18 protein-coding genes are annotated in these 23,288 nt (G+C 48.6%); 11 read left to right on the top strand and 7 right to left on the bottom strand.

What is annotated here, in order from left to right; translation table 11 throughout:
- From CRO03_RS17530 to CRO03_RS17520, 3 genes are read left to right on the top strand one after another with little or no spacing between them, the layout of a single operon-like run.
- Positions 1-231, top strand: a complete 231-nt coding sequence (locus CRO03_RS17530) for a DUF4266 domain-containing protein (RefSeq protein WP_097112969.1) — start codon at positions 1-3, stop codon at positions 229-231.
- Positions 222-1,511 carry a DUF3570 domain-containing protein gene (locus tag CRO03_RS17525; RefSeq protein WP_097112968.1) on the top strand — a complete coding sequence of 430 codons (1,290 nt, stop codon included), beginning with the start codon at positions 222-224 and terminating at the stop codon, positions 1,509-1,511. The genes CRO03_RS17530 and CRO03_RS17525 overlap by 10 nt, the downstream gene beginning before the upstream one ends.
- Before the next feature lie 44 nt (positions 1,512-1,555).
- On the top strand, positions 1,556-2,470 hold the full coding sequence (locus tag CRO03_RS17520; RefSeq protein ID WP_245861728.1) for an FAD:protein FMN transferase: 915 nt from the start codon (positions 1,556-1,558) through the stop codon (positions 2,468-2,470).
- Between the two features lie 20 nt (positions 2,471-2,490).
- Here CRO03_RS17520 and CRO03_RS17515 read toward each other — a convergent pair whose 3' ends face one another.
- The 3 genes from CRO03_RS17515 to CRO03_RS17505 are packed head-to-tail and all read right to left on the bottom strand — an operon-like array spanning position 2,491 to position 5,425.
- Positions 2,491-3,444, bottom strand: a complete 954-nt coding sequence (locus tag CRO03_RS17515) for a metallophosphoesterase family protein (protein ID WP_097112967.1) — start codon at positions 3,442-3,444, stop codon at positions 2,491-2,493.
- Positions 3,445-3,467: 23 nt separating this feature from the next.
- Positions 3,468-4,529, bottom strand: a complete 1,062-nt coding sequence (locus CRO03_RS17510) for a helix-turn-helix transcriptional regulator (protein WP_097112966.1) — start codon at positions 4,527-4,529, stop codon at positions 3,468-3,470.
- The gene (locus CRO03_RS17505; RefSeq protein WP_097112965.1) at positions 4,529-5,425 is read right to left on the bottom strand and encodes a GGDEF domain-containing protein; all 897 of its coding nucleotides are present in this window, start codon (positions 5,423-5,425) and stop codon (positions 4,529-4,531) included. Before CRO03_RS17505 ends, CRO03_RS17510 begins: the two co-directional genes overlap by 1 nt.
- A gap of 201 nt (positions 5,426-5,626) precedes the next feature.
- Between CRO03_RS17505 and CRO03_RS17500 the strand changes: the two genes are divergently transcribed.
- From CRO03_RS17500 to CRO03_RS17480, 5 genes are all read left to right on the top strand, one after another.
- A complete protein-coding gene (locus CRO03_RS17500; RefSeq protein ID WP_097112964.1) occupies positions 5,627-8,146 on the top strand; it encodes a TonB-dependent receptor in 2,520 nt (839 codons plus the stop codon).
- A gap of 13 nt (positions 8,147-8,159) precedes the next feature.
- Positions 8,160-10,115, top strand: coding sequence for a phytase (locus CRO03_RS17495; RefSeq protein WP_097112963.1), 1,956 nt, complete (start codon positions 8,160-8,162; stop codon positions 10,113-10,115).
- A gap of 192 nt (positions 10,116-10,307) precedes the next feature.
- A complete protein-coding gene (locus CRO03_RS17490; RefSeq protein ID WP_097112962.1) occupies positions 10,308-10,673 on the top strand; it encodes a response regulator in 366 nt (121 codons plus the stop codon).
- Complete coding sequence (locus tag CRO03_RS17485) at positions 10,670-11,245, top strand: chemotaxis protein CheC (protein ID WP_097112961.1); 576 nt, start codon at positions 10,670-10,672, stop codon at positions 11,243-11,245. Before CRO03_RS17490 ends, CRO03_RS17485 begins: the two co-directional genes overlap by 4 nt.
- Positions 11,246-11,247: 2 nt before the next feature.
- The gene (locus CRO03_RS17480) at positions 11,248-12,558 is read left to right on the top strand and encodes a sensor histidine kinase (protein ID WP_097112960.1); all 1,311 of its coding nucleotides are present in this window, start codon (positions 11,248-11,250) and stop codon (positions 12,556-12,558) included.
- Between the two features lie 3 nt (positions 12,559-12,561).
- Here CRO03_RS17480 and CRO03_RS17475 read toward each other — a convergent pair whose 3' ends face one another.
- Genes CRO03_RS17475 through nosR form a run of 4 tightly spaced genes read right to left on the bottom strand, consistent with a single transcriptional unit; the run spans position 12,562 to position 19,493 of the window.
- Positions 12,562-15,648: an ATP-binding protein gene (locus tag CRO03_RS17475; RefSeq protein ID WP_097112959.1), complete on the bottom strand. Its 3,087-nt coding sequence runs from the start codon at positions 15,646-15,648 to the stop codon at positions 12,562-12,564.
- On the bottom strand, positions 15,593-16,978 hold the full coding sequence (locus CRO03_RS17470) for a sensor histidine kinase (protein WP_097112958.1): 1,386 nt from the start codon (positions 16,976-16,978) through the stop codon (positions 15,593-15,595). Before CRO03_RS17470 ends, CRO03_RS17475 begins: the two co-directional genes overlap by 56 nt.
- The gene (locus tag CRO03_RS17465) at positions 16,965-18,155 is read right to left on the bottom strand and encodes an FIST signal transduction protein (RefSeq protein WP_097112957.1); all 1,191 of its coding nucleotides are present in this window, start codon (positions 18,153-18,155) and stop codon (positions 16,965-16,967) included. The genes CRO03_RS17470 and CRO03_RS17465 overlap by 14 nt, the downstream gene beginning before the upstream one ends.
- A gap of 3 nt (positions 18,156-18,158) precedes the next feature.
- Complete coding sequence (nosR, locus tag CRO03_RS17460; RefSeq protein ID WP_097112956.1) at positions 18,159-19,493, bottom strand: response regulator c-di-GMP phosphodiesterase, NosR family; 1,335 nt, start codon at positions 19,491-19,493, stop codon at positions 18,159-18,161.
- Positions 19,494-19,585: 92 nt separating this feature from the next.
- On the opposite strand from nosR, the gene CRO03_RS17455 reads away from it, so the two are divergent.
- The 3 genes from CRO03_RS17455 to CRO03_RS17445 are packed head-to-tail and all read left to right on the top strand — an operon-like array spanning position 19,586 to position 23,275.
- Entirely contained in the window at positions 19,586-20,164 is a 579-nt protein-coding gene (locus CRO03_RS17455; RefSeq protein ID WP_097112955.1) for a response regulator, read from the top strand.
- A gap of 8 nt (positions 20,165-20,172) precedes the next feature.
- Complete coding sequence (locus CRO03_RS17450; RefSeq protein WP_097112954.1) at positions 20,173-22,170, top strand: EAL domain-containing response regulator; 1,998 nt, start codon at positions 20,173-20,175, stop codon at positions 22,168-22,170.
- On the top strand, positions 22,163-23,275 hold the full coding sequence (locus CRO03_RS17445) for an HDOD domain-containing protein (RefSeq protein WP_097112953.1): 1,113 nt from the start codon (positions 22,163-22,165) through the stop codon (positions 23,273-23,275). Before CRO03_RS17450 ends, CRO03_RS17445 begins: the two co-directional genes overlap by 8 nt.
- Positions 23,276-23,288: the final 13 nt, after the last annotated feature.

The raw sequence follows: 23,288 nt of genomic DNA, 5'->3' as shown, positions 1-23,288 counted from the left end.
ATGAAACTGAAAAAAATACTGAGTGCCGGCGTTATCAGCGTGCTGCTTAGCCAGCTGAGCGCCTGCAGCAGCCTGGGGGTTAAGCCATGGGAGCGCGACGTGCTGGCAAAAGACGAGATGGCGCTGAACAGTGCCCCACTGGATAACCGGTTGGACGACCATATTTACTTCAGTAAAGAAGGTAGTAGCGGTGGTCGCAGCTTTGCCGGTGGAGGTTGCGGATGCAATTAAAACAGCTGGCAAACATCAGCGCAGCGCTGGCTGCAGCCAGCTGCGCCTTGCTGGGACAACAGGCTCAGGCCGGTACCGTGTTGGATGACTGGCAGTTTAACAGTGCCATTTTACTGTACAACGAAACTGACCGGGTTAGCGCCGGCGAAGCTATTCTGACGGCACGCGGTGACTTTGGTGATGACAAGTTTCTGAATCTGGGGCTGGTAGTGGATGCACTGACCGGTGCATCGGCCACCGGTGCTGTGGCACAGCCTTACGTGCAAAGTTTTACCCGGCCATCGGGCCGCGGTAGCTATGACGTCGCACCGGGCGTCATACCCCTTGATGACACCTTTCATGATACCCGGGTGCAACTGGATGCGAGCTGGGAGCAATCGCTGGCACCGAACTGGCGGGTTAGCGGCGGTGGCCATTTGTCAAAAGAGTATGACTACTTATCGATGGGACTGAATGGTTCTCTGGCGCGGGATTTTAACCAGAAAAACACCACAGTATCGTTAGGCCTGGGCTACAGTCACGATACCATTTCGCCTGAAGGTGGTATTGCCGCGCCATTTGCACCTATGTTGCTGCGCCCCGATTTTGCTGATGACAACAGCTATCAGGCGGCTTTTGACACGACACGGGATCGGGCCGATGACACCAAAGATACGCTTGATGTTTTGTTTGGGCTGACCCAGGTAATTAACCGTGACTGGTTAATGCAGTTTAACTACTCACTCAGTATGGCCGATGGCTATATGACCGACCCCTTTAAGTTGGTCAGTGTGGTAAATGCCAATGGTGAAGTACAACAAAACCTTTACGAAAACCGGCCGGACCAACGCACTAAGCACAGCTTATACTGGCAGAATAAACTGCATGTGCGTGGCAGCTACCTGGATGCGTCATACCGCTATATGTGGGATGACTGGGAACTGACATCGCATACTGCTGATGTGAAATGGCGCTTGCCAATGGGCGACAGCTGGTATGTCGAGCCACAGTTCCGCTACTATCAGCAAAGTGCGGCAGAGTTTTATCAGCCATTTATGTTGCAGGCAGAGCCATTGCCGCAGTATGTCAGTGCCGATTACCGGATTGGTAAAATGAATACCTATACCGTGGGGGCTAAATTTGGCACTAAGTTGGCGCAAGGCAACGAGCTGTCATTTCGGATAGCACTGTATCAGCAGACGCCGGAAAATGACGGGATAACGGCCCCGGGTGTACTGGCCGAGGTTGAGCTGTATGAAAAAGTGACCGCAGTAATGGCACAACTGAGTTATTCTTTCTGATCAGCACTGGTAATGTGCAGGCGTCATGTTAAGAGGGAGTCGTAATGGACAGAGGCGTAATGCCTGACATCACTGTCAATGCAGGGCGCCATTGTGTTGTCGGCCAGTTTCGGGCGATGGCCAGCCCGTGCGAAATTCTGCTTGAACAGCAGGATTTGCAGCTGGCCCGGCAGTTAACCTTGCTTGCGGCAACTGAAGCGGAACGCATTGAGCAAAAGTACAGTCGCTATCGCAGTGACAGTGTATTAAGCCGGTTAAACCGCAAGGCCGGCAGCTGGCAGACGCTGGATGCAGAAACCATGCAGCTGTTAGCCTTTGCTGACAGCTGTTATCAGTTAAGTGATGGCTTATTTGATATCAGCAGTGGCATTTTACGCCGCGCCTGGCAGTTTGATGGCTCGGCTAATATTGCCAGCCAGCAACAGCTTGATACTCTGCTGCCCTTAATTGGCTGGCACAAAGTAAAACGAGAAGCTAACCGGCTGTGGTTGCCGGCCGGGATGGAGCTGGACCTCGGCGGCATTGCCAAGGAATATGCGGTAGATAAAGTAATGCAATTACTCAGCCAGCAGTTTTCTGACACTGCAATACCCAGCGTGGTGGTTAATTTTGGCGGCGATATGTGTTGCAGCCGGCCCCGCGAGGATGGCAGCTTATGGCGGATTGGTATTGAAAATCCGGCGCTGGCAGATCAGGCAATATCGGCAGTCGGATTAAGTAACGGTGCGCTGGCTACCAGTGGTGACAGCCGGCGCTTTTTATTCAAAGATGGCGTGCGTTACAGCCATATTGTTAACCCGAAAACCGGCTGGCCTGTTACTGACGCGCCACGCTCAGTGACGGTGGCAGCACCAAACTGTCTGCTGGCCGGTATGCTGGCCACCACTGCCTTATTACAAGGCAGGGATGCTGAAGCGTTTTTACAGACACAGCAACTGCAATATTGGCTGGTGCCGTAACAATTTCAAGGCTGAAATAGCTATTGATTACCACTTAAGCTGAACTGATAGGCATGCCGCGCCAGTGGTTTGCTAACACCTGTTTGATAAGTATCAACCTGCACCAGGCCGTTGCTGTCGATGTTGAACACCCGGAACATCGCAGTGTGCTGGGTTTCATCCGGAATTTTAGTCCGTTCCAGCGCCGGTATATGCAGATAATGCACTTTGCCCAGTTGCTTTGAGTGCTCGACCCGGTCCATATCCATATGTAAGTCTCCGGAAATTACTGCGGCCAGGTTGGGCTGAGCAATTACCTCGCTAAAGCCGGGGTGATGAATACCTTTTTCGGCGTTTTCAGGATAGACACCTGCCTGGGCGCCATGCACCACCAGTAATACCGGCTTGGGATACAGCTGGCTGATTTGCTGCTGCATCCAGTTGATACCGCTGTCGTTAAAATCGCGGCCATGATCCGGCGAAGCCAATACCAGTGCAACACTATCAAACTCCAGCACATAGCTCGGATCGTTAATGCTGATTTTGCCCTGATTCCACTTATTAGCATACTCCAGAAAACGCGCTACCGTGCTGCCGTGCTCTTCATTGCCCATGATAGGGTAAAACGGCAGCGTCAGCTGTTGCAGCACCGGCGTAACATTATCGTACTGCACTAAGGTACCTTTATGCGCAATATCACCGACCCCCACCACAAAATCGAGCTGTAAAGGCCCGCTTAACTGATTAACGTCAGCCACTGCCGAGGCGACATTGGGAAATTGCGGCTCGGGTTTGGGCTCGGCGTCACCCAGTACGGCGAAGCTTAGTACTTTTTTGCTGGGCGCGTTGCTGGTTGTACTGCTGGTTGTGTTGCTGCTTGGGCTGGCCTCTGCTGCAGGTTCTGCCACCGAGCAAGCGCCGAGTGTAGCGGCCAAAATTGTGCTTAGCAGTAGCAGATGCAGTTGTTTCCAGCTGCAGGTTTTAACAGGTTTCATAAAGATCCTTTAAAAAATGACGGTTAATTGAAATTAAATAAGCCTTTAAAATCAGTAGGGATTAAGCCAGTCCAGCGTTTAAAAGCCCGGCGAAAATTATGTTCATCGGAATAACCGAGTTGTTGTGCCAGCTGGCGATTGGAATAGTGACCCTGTTGCAACAGGCGGCGGGCCTGGTCGCGCCGGACCTGATCCAGCAGCCGGACAAAGTTGGTGTGATGCTGACTTAGCTGGCGTTTCAGGCTGCTAGCGGAAAGCCCCAGCACGTCTGCTACTTGTTCATGACTTAACAGTTCCGGCAAAGCCCGTTGTTGCAAACGACAGACCTGTTCCAGCAAACCGCGTTGGCGGGGCAGCACCCGGTTCAGCTGCAGACAACTGCGGCGGGCGGCTCTGAAATGCTCTGGATCAGCGTCGCTGAAAGGTTGTTGCCACAATGACAGCGGAATACTGATGCTATCGCAGGGTTGGTTGAAGTTAACTGCACAATCCCAATGCAGCTGAGCCTGCAACTGTTTAGCGCTGCACCCTGATTGCAATTGCACATTAATACCTTCGGTGGTGCCGAGCTGTTGCTTGAGTAGATTCAGTAGTAATGAACACAGCACCGTCATAACAAACGGTTGCTGGTTAGCCAGACCCACAGCGGGCTGCAACTCGATGGTAATAGCTTGCTGTTGTGGCAGCAGATACACAGTGGCATAAACCGCAGGAAACAACTGATGTCGGAAATACCATAGCTGAGCCAGCGCCTGGCGCAGGTTTGCAGATGCCTGCAGACATTGACACAGTGAAATATAACGGCTGTTTAACAGGGCGCTGCCGAGCAAAAAGGCCAGCTCCGGGCTGTTCAGCTGCTGCTGACAGTTGTGCAGTAATTTAAGCCAGTCGGCATGGTGTAGCCTGCCATGCGGTTTATGTAGGTCCTGCTCGAATATGCTGGTGCCGGTAAGCAGTTTGCTTAACGTCGCCCCGCGGCGCTGCGCCAGTGCCAGCAACTCACTGCTACCGTGCTGCAATAGCAGTATTTTATCCTGGTAGCCGAAGCCGGGCGTATCCTGATAACCGAAGCGGCGCGCGTTCATCAGGCAGGTTTGTAACTGAAGTTAGCGGCCTGTTTGGCCAGTGCCAGCGCCTGCTCTGCCGCCTTAAACGCCGCTTTAGTGCTGCCCTGTCTAACGGCCAGCGCAACGACGGTGGTAGCCGGGTCGTTATTACTGTCTGACAGCTGTGGCAATTGCTGACGCAGGTGCTGCGCCATAATCTGTGCCTGCGGCTCAGCCGTATCGGGCAGCAGGGCAATAAAGCGGTCACCGGCATAGCGGCACACCAGATCACTGTGCCGGAGCTGGCTGCTGAGCAATTCACTTAACTGGCTAAGATACGCATCGCCTGCCGCCATGCCATGCTGACGATTAAACTGACTGAAATTATCGATATCAACCACCAGCAAACTCAGTGTTTTGTGCTGGCTTTGGTGCAGTTCAATCTCACGTTGCAGCACGGCCTGCAAATACGCTGCGCCATAGAGTTGCGTTAACGGATCGATCAGCTGATGCTGGCGTAAAAACAACTCGCGGCCCTGCAGCTGGCGGTTAATGGCCCGTTGTTCGCGGTGCCAGCCGACCAGACCGTAGGTGAGAATTAACATACCGACCGGTGCCGGCAGTGACTCAAGCCAGCTCATCAGCCGGATAGCGTCCGGATAGCGGATAAACTCGTCCAGTAAGTCGAGAAAGTACGAATACACCAGCAGCAGACTGCCGTAATACAGCCATTCGGTAACCCGCCCCGCTGGCCGGCTGCTGATAATAAGCCCCAGCCAGCCGCAGGCTACCAGCAAGGTAGTACCCTCGCCCAGAATATCTAACCAGTCGAACTCGGTGGCTTGCTTGGCGCTGCCACTATGGATAGCCAGCAACAGGCCGCTGAGTAACAACAGCAGGCTGGAAAGCAGTTTATAACGATGTTGTTGCCACATAAGTACAGTTGTCCGGCAAATAATGACCAGTTTGCGGCGCTGGCATGACACTGATATGACAAATTGCAGCCGTTAGCAGGCTCTGCTGCTCCATAAAGACCCGGGTCAGTAGCGTGCAGCAAAGCCTGTTAACAACCGCTGTTTTGTCACAGAGCAACGGCAGACTGGTTGGCACTTCCTACTGCAACCTGAGAGCTCGTTATGAAACCGAACTATCGTCGTACCTTGCTGGCATCTGCCATAGCCCTGGCCTGTAGCGCCTTATCTGCCCCGTTACTGGCAGACACCGAGACTGATGAGATTGAACATATTGAAGTACGGGGCCAGTTTGGTGCCTTAAGTAAAGCGCTGAACCGCCAGCGCGATGCGGCCGGTATTGTTACGGTGGCCAGCACGGATGAAATGGGTCAGTTCCCCGACAGCAATGTCAGTGAAGCACTGCAACGATTAGCAGGCTTATCGGTGGAGCGGGATCAGGGAGAAGGCCGCTTTATCCGGGTGCGGGGTCTGGCACCGGACTACAACTCAGTAACTTATAACGGTACATCGCTGGCCGCGCCTGAAGCGGGCAGGCGGGCGGTGGCGCTGGATGTGATCCCGTCGGACTTGCTGGAGTCGGTAGAAGTCAATAAAACCCTGACCCCGGATATGGCTGCCGGCTCGCTGGGCGGCACAGTCGAAATAAAAAGCTTGTCAGCATTTGACCGCAGTAACGACTTTTACTCTGTTACCGCCGAGGCCGGCTACAACGAGCAACAGTCGAAAACCAGCCCTAAAGTGTCAGGGGTATTCAGTAAAATCCTGGATTTAGGTGGCGAAACAGACAGCCTGGGGATGGCCATTGCCGCCAGTTTTGCCGAGCGTAAATTTGGCTCAGAAAACGTTGAAACGGGCGGTAGCTGGGATTTTGAAGAAGGTTTAGAAGAGTTCGAGTTACGCGACTACACCATCAGTCGTGAACGGTTGGGACTGGCACTGAACCTGGATTACCGCCCTGGTAGTAATAACGAATATTACCTGCGCAGCCTGTATAGCCGTTTTAGTGACAATGAACAGCGCCAGGGGCTGGTGGTTGAATTTGCTGATCCGCAATGGGCCGGCGCCAGCGGCGAAGCGGAATTGCTGCGCTCGTTAAAACAGCGCGAAGAAACCCAGAGTATTACGGCCCTGGTGCTGGGTACCCGTCAAACAGCTGGCAACTGGGAGTGGCAACTGGAAGGTGGTGCCAGCAAAGCCGACGAAGACACCCCGTTTAATATTGGTGCAGCTGACTTTGAACAGGCGTTTGACGACGGTGTGGGCTTCAGCGGCAGCAATATATTGCGGCTAACTGCCCCGGCTGATGCTTTTCTGGCCCAAAGCTATACGTTAAAAGAAGTGGAAATGGGTGATACCTATACCAAAGAGACCGAGCGCAATATTAAGTTTGATCTTAGCCACGAAAGGATCAAGGGCAGCGCCAGTATGCAGCTGAAAGCCGGTGTTAAATTCAGCCAGCGGGAAAAAACCGCCGCTGAAGATGTCTGGTTGTTTGAGGATTTTGCCGATCAGGGTATTACTGCTCTCAGTATGAACGATTATGCCAGTGGTGTGGTGGACTATAGTCTGAGTAACCTCGGGCCAGCGGTCAGCAGTGCTGCTATTTATCAGTTGGTGGCTGGGCTTAACCGAGCTGATTTTGTTGACGAGGTGGAGTCACAAATTAACGATTATCAGGTAGATGAAGATATCAGTGCTGGCTATGTCATGGCGCAGTGGCAACGCGAGCACTGGCAGCTGGTGGGTGGTGTGCGCTATGAACATGAAAAACGTGACGCAGTCGGTACCCGTTATGATGACAGTACAGAGCTGTTTAGTGCCAACCGGCAAAGTAGCAGCGAGGGGTATTGGTTACCGGCACTGGTCGGGCGCTACAACCTGGCAGAGAACAGTATCGTGCGGGCGGCGTTCAGTACCGGCCTGGTGCGGCCGAACTTTGAGCAGCTGGCGCCAGCCTTTATTCTGGAACGTGACGATGATGAACTGGAAGCCGCGTTCGGTAACCCGGATTTAAAGGCGCTGACCTCGAATAATTTTGATTTGGGTATTGAGCATTATGCTGACAAGCTGGGTGTGCTGTCGGCCATGCTGTTCTATAAGCAGATTGATAACTTTATTTATGAAGCCGATTTAGCTGGCCGGGGCGAGTATGCTGACTTTGCCAAAGCTGAAACCTATGTCAATGGCGGCAGCGCCGATTTATACGGACTGGAATTAAATGCCGTGCATCAGCTGGCGGGTTTTGATAGCTGGCTGGATCACCTGCTGCTATCGGCCAACCTGACCCTGACCGACTCTGCGGCAGATATCGAATGGTTTGATGATGGCAGTTTACTGCGCCGGGAAGTGGCACTGCCCAGCCAGTCAGATAAAACGGCTAACCTGAGTATCGGTTATGAAACCGACAGCCTGAGCCTGCGCCTGGCGGCTAACTATAAATCGGAGTATCTGGCGGAAGTCGGCGATGTCAGTGATGCCGGCTACGACGTGTATGCCGATGACCATCTGCAACTGGATTTCAGCAGTAAATGGACATTCAGCCGCGGTATGCAGCTGTATTTTAATGTGATTAATTTAAATGATGAGCCTTACTACGCCTATACCGGTCGCAAGCCCTATAACTTCCAATATGAACAGTATGGTCGCACCGTGGTGCTGGGCGTGCAGATCACTAACTGGTAACAGGAGTCAGGCAATGCAATTAACTAAAAAAATGGTTACCCGCACTGGAGTGGGGCTGGCGTTAGCAGCACTGGTTGGCGGCTGTCAGCTTGAGCAAACAAAACTGACAGGACAAAGTACGCTGGCACAACAGCTGGCTGATATTAGCGCCAGCCATTATCACACAGTGCAATTGGCTGGCATGGAGTATCAGATTTTCAGCGATCAGGCTGGCTTACATGTGCGGCAAAGCCCTGAGACAAAAGATGCTGAGACAAAAAGCCCTGAGATAATTGGTCATTACCCTGGCGCATTTATCCGGCTCACTGTGCAGCAACTTGCCGACGACAGCCTGTTACTGGCCGCGATGGACGACAATAATAACAGCCTGCATTTGTGGCAGCTGAAACCGCAAGCGAACGAGCCGTTGCAGTTACTCCGGCGCCAATTAATTAGCAGCCGGGTGGTCGATGACCTGTGTTTTTATCAGAGCAGCGAGAACCAGCAGTTAAGCCTGTTTTTACTGGGTGGGCGCGGTGGTGCTGACCAGTTACTGCTGCAGCAACAGCAGCAGTGGCTGGATGAGCCAGTGGTGATCCGCGAGTTAAATGTACCTTACGACAGCACGGCTTGTGTAGCCGACCCCTATAGTGGCGCCTTGTATATTGCTGAAGCTGACCGGGCCATCTGGCGCTATCAGGCAGAACCGGAAGCCGATGAAGGTCGCAGTCTGGTGCAGGTAAATGCGCCTTTTGGCCAGCTCCAGGGTGAAGTAAAGGCGTTGCAGTTATTAGCGGATGGTAGTTTACTGGCATTGGAAGAACAGCCGGCCCGGATACTGCAGCTTAGCCGTAGCGGAGACCTGTTAACGACCCTGCTGGTGCCGGCCCTGCCTGAAGCAAGTGGTCTTTCCGTCAATCTGCAAGCTAATAAGGCCGCGTTATTTGTCAGCAGTGAACAGGCTGGTCCGGTGCAGCAACTCTCTTTATCGCTCTCTGTTGCTGCCGCCCGCAGCAGCAGAGCACCTGTTGTACAGCTAATGCCAACCTTACAGACCGAGGCCGCCAGGCAGCGTGGTGATGTTATGGACGACCCGGCAGTTTGGCATCACCCGGCTAAGCCTGAGTTAAGCCTTATTCTGGGGACTGATAAAAGGGCCGGGCTGGATGTGTACAATTTGCAGGGTGAGCGGGTACAGCAACTGCCGGTTGGCCGCTTAAATAATGTTGATGTTCGGTATAACTTGTCCTGGCAGGGCCGGGCGCATGATCTTGCTGTGGCCAGCTTACGCGACGACAACAGCCTGCAATTGTTTGCGATTGATAATAATGGCGTGCTGCACAATGCCGGCAAGATTGCGACTGCCATGACCGAGATTTACGGTTTATGCCTGTATCAAAGTGCTGATAGTGGCAACCATTATGTGTTTGTCAATGATAAGTCCGGCCTGATTGAGCAATATCAGCTGAGCAGTGATGGCAGCAACTGGCAGGGTCGCTTAGTACGCTCGCTGCAGGTACCCAGCCAACCGGAGGGCTGTGTGGCGGATGACAAACGCGGTATTTTATTTGTGGGCGAAGAAGATCAGGCTATCTGGCGCTTTGCAGCTGCAGCGGATGCAGCCACGACCGGCGAGGCAATCCTGCGGGTTGATGGTGAGCGTCTGGTTGATGATATTGAAGGTATCGCGCTGGCGGAGCATAACGGTAACAGTTATCTGGTGGTCTCCAGTCAGGGCAATGACAGTTATCTGATTTATGATGCCGCACCGCCCTATGCTGAGCGGTTACATTTCAGAATTGGTACCAACCCGGAACTGGGAATTGACGGCGCTTCAGAAACGGATGGTCTGGACGTTACCACCCGATCCTTGGGCCCCGGTTTTGAACAGGGTGCATTGGTGGTGCAGGATGGCCGTAATCGTATGCCAGAACAAGGCCAGAACCTGAAGCTGGTGCCCTGGTATGCCATCTTGCAACAACTGCAGTAAATAGCCATTTTGTTCCGGATCATTAAAACCAGCTTAGTGCTGGTTTTTTCGCTGGTGAAAGCGTTGTTTGGTTGTGCAGAGAAGGAATGCCAGCTTCAGTATACTCGTATGCTGTTGCGAGTCGTTTATTGACGTTTTAAAATTTTCGGCTAGTATAAGACAAATGAGACATTTGTTTATTTGGAGCCATGTATGCCAATTCCCGTAACGATTGCTGACGATTCACTGATGTCACGAAAAGCAGTAAGGCGAGCGCTGCCGCCTGAATGGGATGTTGATATCACTGAAGCCTGCAATGGAAAGGAGGCGTTACTTGCTGTTGAGTCCGGCAAAGCAGAGGTACTGTTTCTGGATTTAACCATGCCAGAGCTCGATGGCTTTGGCGTGTTGCAGTATTTACATGAACATCACGCAAAAACGGTTGTAATTGTAATCAGTGCAGATATTCAACCTGAAGCAAAACGGCTGGTTGATGCGTTGGGGGCGTTCAGATTTTTACATAAACCACTTCAGGCACAGCAACTGCGGGAGACGTTGTTTGAAGTGGGCTTGATATGAAAACCTTATTGTCGGAACAGCAGCGTGATGCATTGCAAGAGCTGATGAATATATCGATGGGGCGAGCTGCGAATGCGCTAGCCCGTTTAATCGGTGCAAAAGTGACCTTGTCGATCCCAAGAATTGTCGCTGTTACCCCTCAGCATTTTGCCCAAATGCTAAAGGACAAAGATGTCTGGTATACCCGGCAATCATTTCTGGGGCATATCGGTGGTGAAGTACTAACGGTGTTGTCAAAAACGGGCTGCGATTCTATCGGCGAATTGATGGATTACGAAGTGCCGCTAGATAACGAAACGCTTAGTGAGTTATTGCTTGAGCTGGCTAATATTCTGGCCGGCGCCTGTTTGTCTGGTTTTGCTGAGCAACTTGGGTTAAACGCTAAGCTGAGTATGCCGACGCTGTTTTTTCCTCAAAATCAGCAGGTGGTGCAGGTGCATTGGGCTAGTACGCTGATGATGGAAGTAGAGTTTAAAGTGGAAGCAAGTCAGTTCGACTCCAGAGTAGTGATATGTCTGGATGAGATAGCTGTCGGTATCTTGTTGCAGGCGCTAAACCGGTTGTTGGAGTAGTTATGCAAAACACAGCCTTGCTGAGTAAACTGGTATCGCGTTTGTCGCTGGGGATCTGTATTGTTGACCAGAACTACAACATATTATTTTGCAATGATTTTTTTACTGACCGTTTGGGTATTTTGCATCAAGACGCTGCATTGCCCAATTTACTTGAGTTGTTCCCGCACGAAGCCCGCTTCCTGAAAAAGAAGATTAACAGTGTATTTGTACTAAACAATGCAAGCTTTTCGTATTGGGAGCACCGCCCCCACCTTTTTCAGTTTCGCAGTAGCCGCCCTATAACAGGCGAAGAAACACTGATGTTTCAGAATGTTGAGTTCTTCCCGCTGGATGTTGATGCGCAGCAGGTCAATACCGTCTGTATGGTGGTACAGGATGTTACCGAGCTGGCAAGCTACTATCAGGCAGAAAAAGCCCTGTCACAGCAGCTTGAGCAAGAACATGTCGGGTTAATGGAATTAAACAAAAAGCTTGAAGCGGCACAGAATCAGTTGCTGCAATCAGAGAAAATGGCAGCAATAGGTCAGCTGGCGGCAGGCGTTGCCCACGAAATAAATAACCCGGTTGGTTTTGTCAGTTCTAATTTGCAAAGCCTGCAGGACTACAATACCAAGTTATTTAAGCTGGTACAGTTTTACCAAAAATTGTTTGCCAAAGTTAACCAGCCTGGTTATCAGGCGTTAGAGCGGGATATGCTTAAACGTCAGCAGTTTGCCTTTATCAGCACCGATTTACCGGAACTACTGCAAGAATCAATTGATGGGCTTGAACGAGTCGCGGCTATCGTAAAAAACCTTAAAGCTTTTTCACATGTTGATAGCAGTGAATGGCAGTACGCTAATATTATCGATGGACTGGAAAATACCTTAAAAATTGCCGCAAACCAGATAAAATACAAAGCTGAAGTACATCGGCTTTACCAGCCAAATCTGCCTGAACTTTACTGCCAACCTATGCAGCTAAATCAGGTATTTTTAAATTTGCTGGTTAATGCGGCTCAGGCCATTGAAGATAAAGGTGATATTTATATTGAAGTAGCGGCAACGGAGTCTGCTATTACCATCGCCATCAAAGATACCGGCGTTGGCATCGAGAAGAAACACCTGCAGAAAATATTTGAACCCTTTTTCACGACTAAGCCGGTAGGAACCGGCACTGGCCTGGGGCTCTCGTTGTCGTATAGTATTTTACAGAAACACAAAGCCAACTTGTCGGTGGAAAGTGAACCAGGTGAAGGCAGCTGTTTTACCATTACACTACCTAAACTGGATCCAGAGCAGCTGTCAGAACTATTAGCATCAAATTGGTAATCTCTACGGCATTATGCTGCCTTCAATAGCTAACATTAATTTAGCTAGAAGCTGATTATCTATTTTATTAGTGCTGATTTTTTGTTCTGCCTCTGCTGCGGCTTCGGCGATAGCATACAAATTAAAACAGGCACTTGTTCCTTTAATCTTGTGCAATTCGTGTGATAACGTTTCATATTTTTCAAGACTCCATAGCTGCAGCAGGCTATCTTTCTGAGCAACAAGGCTTCGCTGATATTCAGCTGCCAGCTCGTCATCCTCCTGATGGATGTTTGGTGCTGGCATGGTATTCAGCAGCTGTCCTATGGTTTGGAATAATGATGTTTTATCAATAGGTTTTGTTAAAACGCTGTCGAACGGTGCCAAAGAGGTTTGATCAGTAAATACGTCGGCACTCAGCTGAATTATTGGTGTTTTAAGGCTAAGTTGCCTGATTTCTAACGCCGCTGTGCGGCCATCCATACGTGGCATTTGCTGGTCCATTATAATCAAATCAAAGACGTGATTTTTTGCCATCTCCAGCGCTTCTGCACCGTCTGCCGCAAAGCTAAGCACCAAGCCGGTTTCTTTCAACAACGAGGCAATCAGATCACGTATGTCTTTTACATCGTCAACCACCAACACACGTTTACCCTGAGTTATTTCACCTGAATTTGTTTTACTCTGTGCTTCAGCAGCGGCTAGGGGCTGCGTTTCGAGCGACACTAATGTAGCTGGTATTCGCAGCCTAAAGGTAGAGCCTTTATGCAGGGTACTGTCAACTGTCAGTGTCATACCCATAGCATCAGCCAGTTCTTTACTGATATAGAGACCCAGGCCGGTGCCGCCATAATCCCGGCTGATGCTGGAGTCGGCCTGAGTAAAGGCCTGAAACAGAGTAGGTATTTTATCAGCTGCTATGCCTACACCTTGGTCTGCAAAGCTGATAACAACATCACTTTCTATGTAGTGGGCTGACAAGCTGATCGTGCCGTTGTGGGTAAATTTGACCGCATTGCTCAACAGATTAAGCAATATTTGTTTTAGTCTGAACGGATCGGCCCAGATACAAAGCTCTGCCGGTAGGCTGATTGCAACGTTTGCAGTAAGTGCTTTACTGTCGCATAGTTGGCTCAGACTGGCTGTAATGTCGTCTAATATACTCAGCGCATTTACCGATTTTGCTGCATAGCTCATTTTGCCTGCATCCATTTTTGCTACATCGAGAATATCATTGACGACATTGTGCAAATGCTCTGTATTGTGCTGTACACGTCTTAACACAGGCAGGGTGTCGGCATTGGCCTGTGATATCAACGTTTCGGTAAAGCCCTTAATAATGGTAATCGGCGTGCGTAATTCATGGCTCATGTTGGCTAAAAAGCGGGTTTTTACTGCTGCCAGATGATTAGCTTTGTCACGCTCCTGCTCCAGCTCGCTGGTCCGTTGCTCTACTCGTTGCTCTAATTCGCTGTTCAGTTGGCGAACCTCCTGCATGGTAGCGACTATGGCATGATGTGCGCCGGAAACGCGGCGCTGCATGTTAATAAAGCTGTCCGTTAAGGCATCCATTTCTAACGCTGACTGACTGAACTGAGGTTTAACCTGACTGGCGCTTTTACCGTCCCAGTGTTTGGTAAAGTCTACTAACTGTTCCAGTGCCATGGTGTAGCGGCTGACAAAGCGTTTTGACAGCGTTACCGATGCTTCAAGAATTAAGGTAATAAGGCCAAGTGCTATAGCGAAGTAAAAATAAAACAGCAGGATTGTAGATTCGGTATCAATAAAATAGTTTAGAGACCAGCCGGTAGTGCCAATCTGCTTCTGCAACATAAAATGATGCGCATCTTCACTAATAATTATTGGTGGTAAAGGATTGAAAACGCTGTTTTGTAAAAAGGCTTTCGGCATTGCGCTGGCGTTTTCTGGCCGTTGCCATGTCTCACCAACTTTGCCACTTGTTTTGTTACCCCAGATTTTTTTACCTGCATTATCAAGCAGGATTTGATGTGATACATCGTCATCGTCATCGTCTATCGTAAACACATGCAGTAAGGCTGCAAGCTCGACAGACAATTGTAAAACACCGAGAAAACGGCCTTTTTCAGCTATTGGTGCGCTTACCGCAAATAATTGATCCTGGCCAAGCATCCGACCGGTAAAGGTATCACTGATATAGGGCGATTGCTGGGTTTTGACGGTCCTGAAATAAGCACGGTCTGCAACACTTGTGCCCAGCAGATCGTTATTCTGTACATCAGCTTTGTAAAACTGGGTGACGTAACCCAGTTGATCTGTGGTTAACGCCGAGATAAATTCTGGCCGTTGCGTTACAAGATGTTGCAAGGTGGTTTTATCAAGCATATTTTCAGGCAACGTCGCCATTGCCTGTAACATGGCTAAATACTCATTCAGCTTAAGCTCGACATCAGATTTCAGATTATCTAACTGAAAGTGATAAGCTGCCATTTTTTTAACCAGATTAACACTGGTAGCACCGTTTAACCCCAGCGTAATTAGTAAGGTAGCCGGAATGGCTGCATAAAGCCCAAAGCGGTATGACAGCTGATTTTGTAACGACTGCTGCCTCAATTGTTTTGCCTGAACAGACATTGCCAACAGTAAGGTTGCTGCTTTTAAACACCAGGCAAAAACCGCAGCACAAAGCAACACAAACAGACTAAGCAACAATGGCTGATGACTTATACTGACCGGCAGCATCAGATAACAAATTACGGCAGCAACAGGCATATATATCAGGCTGAACAGCCAGATAGTGCGTTTAGGCTGGTTAAAATAGATTATAAATAGTACGGTCTGAGCCACAGTGAGTATTATCGCCGGCGACTGGCCAAATGACAGTGTTACTATCACGAAACTTACTATGCCCCAGACCAGGCCTAGCCTTGCCATAATAACAAAGATGGCGACATTGCCGACAGTAAGAGGCACCGTAATAGGCAGCGCAACCGCCGAGAGGTTAGCCAGATAACCCAGTAACACACAATAGCTAAAAAACAATATCCTATTTATTTTTAGCGGTTTGCTCTGCCAGTTAATCATCTTTGCTGGCATCCGCAACAGGTAAGCTGACAACAAAAACACTGCCATCGGCGCTGGTGTGTTCCAACGCCAGACAGCCGTTATGCTGCTCTACAATAGCGCGCGAGATAGATAGGCCGAGCCCAGTACCCTGACCCACATCTTTGGTGGTAAAAAAAGGCTCAAATATGTGAGAAACTGCACTGTTGCTAATGCCACAGCCATTGTCTGTAATTTTTATTGTTAGCCAGTGTCCGAGTTGAGTTATTAAGACCGTTATCAAACCTTGTTTATGGTCAATGGCATGATAAGCATTATTGATCAAATTCAGCAGTACCTGACTAAGCTGCGTGGCGTTGCCATTTACATAAGCGCTAGCGATATCTTTGGTAAGTATTAATTTGGCGTTGCGTTTAATTTGCGTATTAGCTATCCGAATGGTGCTTTCGAGTATTGCCATCAGGTCGATTTTTGACACGGAGATGTCATCCGGATGTGAGAAGGTTCTCAAGTTATTAATGATATCGCGCGACCGACGAGCGCCGGTAAGGCTTTCCTCAATTAAATCAAAGCTATCTTCTAATAGAAAACTCAGGTTCGCTGCTTTAGCTACATCTTTTAGCGCTGGTGTAGTCGCATAGGCATTGTGTACAAAACTCTGCACGGTTTGCATATACACTTTTAATGTATTGAGATTACTGTAAATAAATCCCAAGGGGTTATTCAGCTCATGGGCAACACCTGCCGCCAGCTGACCAATAGCAGCTAACTTATCTTGTTGCACCATGCTTTGTTCTATCCGCTTTTGCTGGGCGAACAGCTGGTCGCGTTCGGCCGCCAGGCGCTGGTTCTCAAATAATGAAAGAAAGCTGGCAATAAAACTGCTGTAGCTTGCTACCACTGTTTTAGCTTCAATGTTAAATGTTTTTGTTTTATCTGAAAGTAATACAATAGCGTAGTGGTGCTGGCCAATTCTGATAGGTTGGATCAATGCCGACCTGGCCTGTGGCAGCGTGGTGGTAAGCACTGCGGGCCATTTGGGGCTTAGGGCGAGGTCGAAAAAAGCGGATGATTGACTGAATACGTGCTGTTCTGAATCGATATCATTTTTTTTATGGAGTAACTGGGCAGGTAGATTTTTTAGTTGGGGGCTGGTGGCGTCCAGAATACTAAAAGATGTCTCATCATCATTGATCGCAACAATGAATTGTTGATCCGCTTGAAGTTCCTGACCAAGCAAGTCAAATAAAGATGTAAATGGTGACTGGTTACGGCCCTTTACAGCGAAAGTGTCCAGCGTATCACGCATCAGACTGTTTAATTTTTTGAACTTGAGTAGTTGCTGATTTTCTATCTTCAACTGCAGTAAAAGTTCTTGCTGCTTCTCAGACTGACTCATTATCACTCCCGAAAATAATGGCAGAGATCATTAAGTTACCATGCCTGTTTATACCATCAGCAAAGCGTCCTTGCTCACCAAAGGTATAGCCGCCGATAAACGGAATATTTTCCAGTGCCTGTCTTATGCCATGATGCACCCTTTTTATATCATCAGGGATCGCTAACATACAACCGGCACAAAAAATAACAATGGCTGCCTGCGGCTTACTGTCGTACAAATTACTTAGTTGTTGCCGGGCAATACCCGATACTGTTGCTGCACGCTCAACCAACAGTTCCGTATCACCTTGCATAAATGTTATGCGCTCACCAGTATTTACCTGCGAAAAGAGATCGATAGAGCCATCTGCTCTGATCGATGCCGGGTGTGAGAGCAATGCCATGCTAACTTCATACTGTTGCACAATTCGGCCAAGTGGCGAGAAGGTACTGGCAGCCAGAACTGGCCCTGCCGGTAAAGGTGTTTGACTGTTGTGTCCACGCCAGGCGTTATAGACATCTGCTGCCGGCTGATTATTCAGACTGATAAGTTGTCGCTCATTTGCAGCGGTAACAATTGCCGAGTACGGCGTTTCCTCATAGCCGCAACTAAAGTAATAACTTATTGGTACTGACGGGAACAAAACTGCAATAATAAAACCGGTCTGAATTAACTGCTGACCATCGAACATACACCAGTTACCGCTAACATCGTTATCTGCACTGCTGCCACCAAACACGGGGACATCGTTGCCGATGAGTTCACGAATACCTGTCAGTAAACCTTCTTCCAGCCCGGGAGAGGGGCTGCACCAAATAAATGCTGGCAGCTCGCCCGGCTTATTAGCGGCCAGCAAGGCTTGTTGTAAGGCAGCTTTGCTGTCTTCGACAATGGTTTTACTATCGCTGTGTCTGCTGGCTACACCGTAAGCACCGATAGGGTCAATAAATTGTAAGATGGCTAAGTGGTGGCTTCCTTCTGTAGCTTGATCAGAAAAAGCGTCCTGACACGAGCTTGTCGCTACCCAGTTTGCAGATAACGTAGTGGCATAATGACAGGACGATAAGGCACTAATGGCGTGAACACTGCCAAAAGCAATAGACAAACATGCCGTTTCCGGTTGTTCCAAAGCAACCAGTTGATCACAGAGGCAAGTGTGGTCAGCCGCATCAAGGCAGTGTCGGAGCACTCTCATTATCTATTCCTCTTCTGAGTCGGCTAAACTGATGATATCTACTGCTACGAGCAGTATTTCTTTGTGTTTCATCTGGTACGTCAGCAGCTTATCCAGTGATGATTGGGTAATTATGTGGTCTTTGGGCAACAATAAAATGTGCTTTTTGTTATAGAGATTATTTTTAAGCTTCATGCCCGCTCTCAATTGAGTGACTTCCAGACCGCTGCGTATTTTCTCTGTGGTATCAAGCTCGTTTTTCTGCAGCAATACTGATAGTGCCATCACGACATCAGGGTCGTAATTGCTGCCCTGATGCAGTTTTATGCTCTCAAACGCCTGACGCAGCCCAACTTTCTTGCCATCCTGAAAACCATCTGTGATCAGCCACAAGTCTCTTGCTACGGCAAGGATCCTGGCGCCTAGTGGGATATCGGTACCCACCTTTTGGGCCGGTTCACCAGCGCCATTAAATCGTTCCAGCTGGTTGGCGATAATGAGCGAAACATCAGCTAAATGTGTAGCGGGTAACAAGATCTCCTCCGCGTGCTGCGGATGTTCGCAAAAATGACGGCGATCAGTACCGTCAAGTTTTGCATAGACACTAGACGCGATGTTAGGTGGCAAGGCAATTTTACCAATCTCACAAAATAAACCTGCTTTGCGTACAGTAACCAGTTGCTCTTTCGGTAACTGCATGACTTTAGCAATGTTTTCGCAGGTGCTGCTAATTTTTCTGGCCAGTTCACCACTTAACGGCGGATAGCTACTAATGATGTTGTACAGTACCTCCAGGGTTGCTGCTTCTTCTTTCTCACGTTGTGCGGCCAGCGCTTGATATTTGGCTAAGGTATTTTTTAGTTGCGCAGTGCGTTGATGCACCATTTCTTCAAGCGAATGATTCATCTCTTTTAGTTGTTTATTTTGGGCTGCTACTTTTGCCGTCAGGAGTTTGTTCTGGCGTACTAACCTGTACAGGGCCAAGCCTTCATCTAACGCTGCCAATAGTTCCTTGTTTTCCCAGGGTTTCTGAATATAGCGATGAATTTTTCCAAGGTTAATGGCTGAAATAGTAGAGGCTAAATCAGCATGGCCGGTCATCAAGATGCGATAAGCGTCGGGCTGAATTTTAGCAGCCTGAGCCAGAAACTCTGCGCCAGTCATGTTAGGCATGCGCATATCGGTAATGATGACATTGACCCGCTGTGTGCGCATCAGCTCCAATGCTTTAAAGCCGTTGTCAGTTAGCAGCAAATCGACTTCTGAATTGATAAAGAGACGTTGCAACGACTTCAGGATGCTCTGCTCGTCATCTACACACAATACAACAGGCCTCTTATCATCTGACAGGGTTATCATTTTAACACCTTTCGCATTTGTCTTATTTGTCCTTGTCTATTAAATTATGCTATAACTTAGCAGGAATCAAGTTTAGCAGTGGAAGTTATTAGGTGAAGACGCTTAAACCCAGTGAAATTGCACAGTACTGCGATGTACATCAGCGCACCGTGAGCCGTTGGATAGCTAATGGGCAACTTAAGGGACATAAACTGCCCGGCAGAGGTAATTATCGGGTGCTGGTAGAAGACTTCATCAGCTTTTTGCATCAGCAGCAAATGCCAATGCCTGAGATTTTGTTGCAAGAGGACACAAAGCAAACGCCGGCACAGAAAAAGCGCGTTCTCATCATCGATGATGAGATGGCTATGCGCAATGCTGTGCGTCGGGTGCTGCAATCGACCCCTTATGACATTATATCTGCTCAGGATGGCTTTCAGGCGGGTGTGAAAATTATTGCGGAAAAGCCTGATTTAATCATCTTAGACTTGTCTATGCCCGGGCTGGATGGTTTTGACGTCATTCAGTTTATTCGTCAGCGCCCTGATCTTACAGATCTTAAAATTCTTGTACTGTCCGGTTTAGCGCCAGCTGATTTAGCCGAATCGGTGCGGATTGGTGCGAATGATGCGATTGCTAAGCCATTTGATAATACAGATTTGCTAAGCAGGGTAAATAACTTGCTGAGTTAGGAGGCAAGATGGAAAAGTCGGTTCTGGTTGTTGATGATGAAATTGGCATTTTAAAGGCGCTTAGCCGTGTACTATCTCGTTCTGGTTACCATGTCAGAACTGCAAACTGCGGTGCTGATGCGCTGTCGATATTACAGACATGGCCCTGCAAAGTGGTGTTGACCGATTTTCGCATGCCTAACATGACTGGCGCTGAATTGTTGGCCACCATAAAATTGCAGTATCCGGAAATTGTTGGTTTGGTTATTAGTGGTTACTCTGACTTTCAATCGGTGAAAACCTTGCTAAATGCAGGTTCGGCATATCATTTTCTACAGAAACCCTGGGAAGACGATGAGTTGCTGCAACAAGTCAGTGCTGCGTTTGAACATTATTTACAGCGACGTTTTAACAGTCAAACTCAGAAAATGTTGCTGGCAGCCTCCGAACCACTGTTGGAATTATCTAAAGACGGCTTGGTGTTACAAGCGAATGCAGCTGCACTTGCATTGCTGGGTGATGAAGTAAACAAAGATGGTTGCTCACTTGCCAGTCTGGTGGTGCCTGCGGATCAAGACAAAATTACTCCAGCACTGTTTGATGTTGGAAGCAGCGCATTTGTAACACTGAACGGTCGGACAGAAATTGAACTTAGCTGTCGCTTAGTTGGCCCGAAGAGCGGAATTATAGAATTGTCTTATGTAACGGTTCCTGTGCTAGTTAATAACGTATTCGACTTACCGGCAATGTTAAACTACCAACAGTTGTTACAGCTGATACAGAATTGCGTACAACATACGCGATCTTTAGCTTTGGTTGCAGTGAAGATCCGCAGTTTTGAAGTATGGAGTCGTGCTATTGGTTACACCGAAGCGGAGCGGGCGCTTGAGTCTATTGCTGAACAACTGCTAGCTTCTTCGGCCCCTGTTGGGGAGCTGGCATTTCTGGCCAATGAACAGTTTGTGATTGCGTTACCCTTGCCAGGCAGTGAGATGCAGGTATTACAGAATATCACTGAAATACTCTCATCAATCACAGGCCACCTACAACTGACTAAGGGACCAATAGATTTTGCTGTAAGTTATTGCCTGCTGCCTGAGGATGGCAATGATCCACGCACTATATTGAACAATTTGCTGTTAGGTAACATGTTGGTTGCCGAGAGCGGACTGCGCATGTTTATGCGTTATGACCGTCAGGCGGTAGAGCGCAAAAAACACCAATTGTCATTAAGTCAGGCCCTGCATAGCGCAATTGAACAAGACCAGCTGTTTTTGAACTTTCAGGCTAAGTACGACATTCATAAACAGGCGTTATCAGGTTGTGAGGTACTTGTCCGATGGCAGCATCCGGACTACGGTATCGTCCCACCATCATTGTTTATTCCATTGGCAGAGCAGCAGGGACAAATTATTGAAATTGGCTACTGGGTATTGAAACAAGCATTTCAAGCCTTGGTTAATTGGAATAATAAGGGGATTCACATCGGCAAAATGGCGGTAAATATTTCTGGTCGTCAGTTGATGGAACCAGATTTTATAGATTGGATAAAACGTCATCTAACTCAGTACGGTGTAAACGCCGCCCTACTCGAGTTCGAACTTACCGAAACCTTTTTGCTGGAAAACTTTGATGATTGTGTTAACAAGCTAAATGTGTTGTCTGATCTCGGCATTAGCATTGCTATTGACGATTTTGGTACCGGTTATTCCTCTTTAGCCTACCTAAATAAATTACCATTAAATGTGTTGAAGATAGATCGTTCGTTGATTGCTGATATTGAAAGTAATTTGCAGACTCAAAGCCTGGTGGCAAACATTGTCCGCCTGGCGCATGACTTAAATTTGCGTGTTGTGGTTGAAGGTGTTGAGACAGTAGATCAGCTACAACTTGTACAGCAAATGGGTTGTGATGTTATTCAGGGATATTTTATTGCCCGGCCACAATCAGAGCAAGGCTATATTGCTCTGTTATCGTCAGCGAACTCTCAAAGCGCCAGATCGCTGAGCGGAGATAAAGATGTTTAACGTACTTTTTATTGATGACGACGATTTTATGCTGCGCGCTCTGTTGCGACTTGCCAAGCGGCTGCGGCCGGATTGGCAGTTTTTCACAGCCGCCGATGCCAACGCCTGGCACAATGCCTTGAACCCCACCACAAAGCTGGATCTGGTGATCTGCGACTATCTTATGCCGCAGGTAAATGGAGATAAAGTACTTGCTGAAATAGCGCAGTCGTATCCCGGCGCAGTGCGGGCATTGTTAACCGGTGATACTACGGAGGATGTCGTCTGCAATGCCAGTAAAATTGCTCACTTTGTATTAAGCAAACCATTTAACGAACGCGATATTTTACAACTGTTTCAAAGTGTGGAATTAACACACCGCTTACCCGTTTCAGCCGATGTCCGCGAGATGCTGGGTAACAGTGCTCTGCTTATGCCATTACCCTCAGTGGTTAAAAAAGTGCAGGATGTATTGCTGAATGATCACTCTGAAGCTGCTGATATTGTAGATATCATTCAGCATGAGCCGTTAATTACCGCCAGAATACTGCAGCTGGCAAACTCAGCTTTTATGGGGTTTAGTCGTTCAACAGCCTCGTTGGAGGAGTCAATTCGGCGTCTGGGTATGAAGTTAACCAGCGCAGTGATAACGTCTATCGCGTTAGAGCAAGCAATAACACCAATGTTAGAGTACGACAAACATCGCAAGATAAATGATGCCGCCTTTGATACAGCCATGCACTCACGATTAATTTGCCGTGGATTGGGATATAAACAGGAAGTTCAGGAAGAACTGTTTGTTGCAGCCTTACTGTCAGCTATAGGTGCATTAATTACGGCAACGGACCAGTGGCGTCGACAATATAGCGAAGTCTATGCGGATTGGCCTGCAGTAAAACTTGAGGTCCTCGTGTCTGTCTTTATGCTGACGTTATGGGGATACACTGAGTCATTGTGTCAAACAGTGTTGTGGAGTGCAGAGCCTGACTTCAGCTCTGCAAAGGGTAACAATGCGCTACTGCTTTTTTTATCGCGCCAACGCAAAGAGCATACTGGGGCAATACCTGGCGAGATACTGAACATGTTACCTGACACATCATTCCGGCAAAAATTAGCTCAGATTTGATTAATCGGTATTC

Source organism: Arsukibacterium tuosuense, from assembly GCF_900215315.1.
GTDB lineage: Bacteria > Pseudomonadota > Gammaproteobacteria > Enterobacterales > Alteromonadaceae > Alishewanella > Alishewanella tuosuense.
This window is presented reverse-complemented; position numbering and strand designations above follow the sequence as displayed.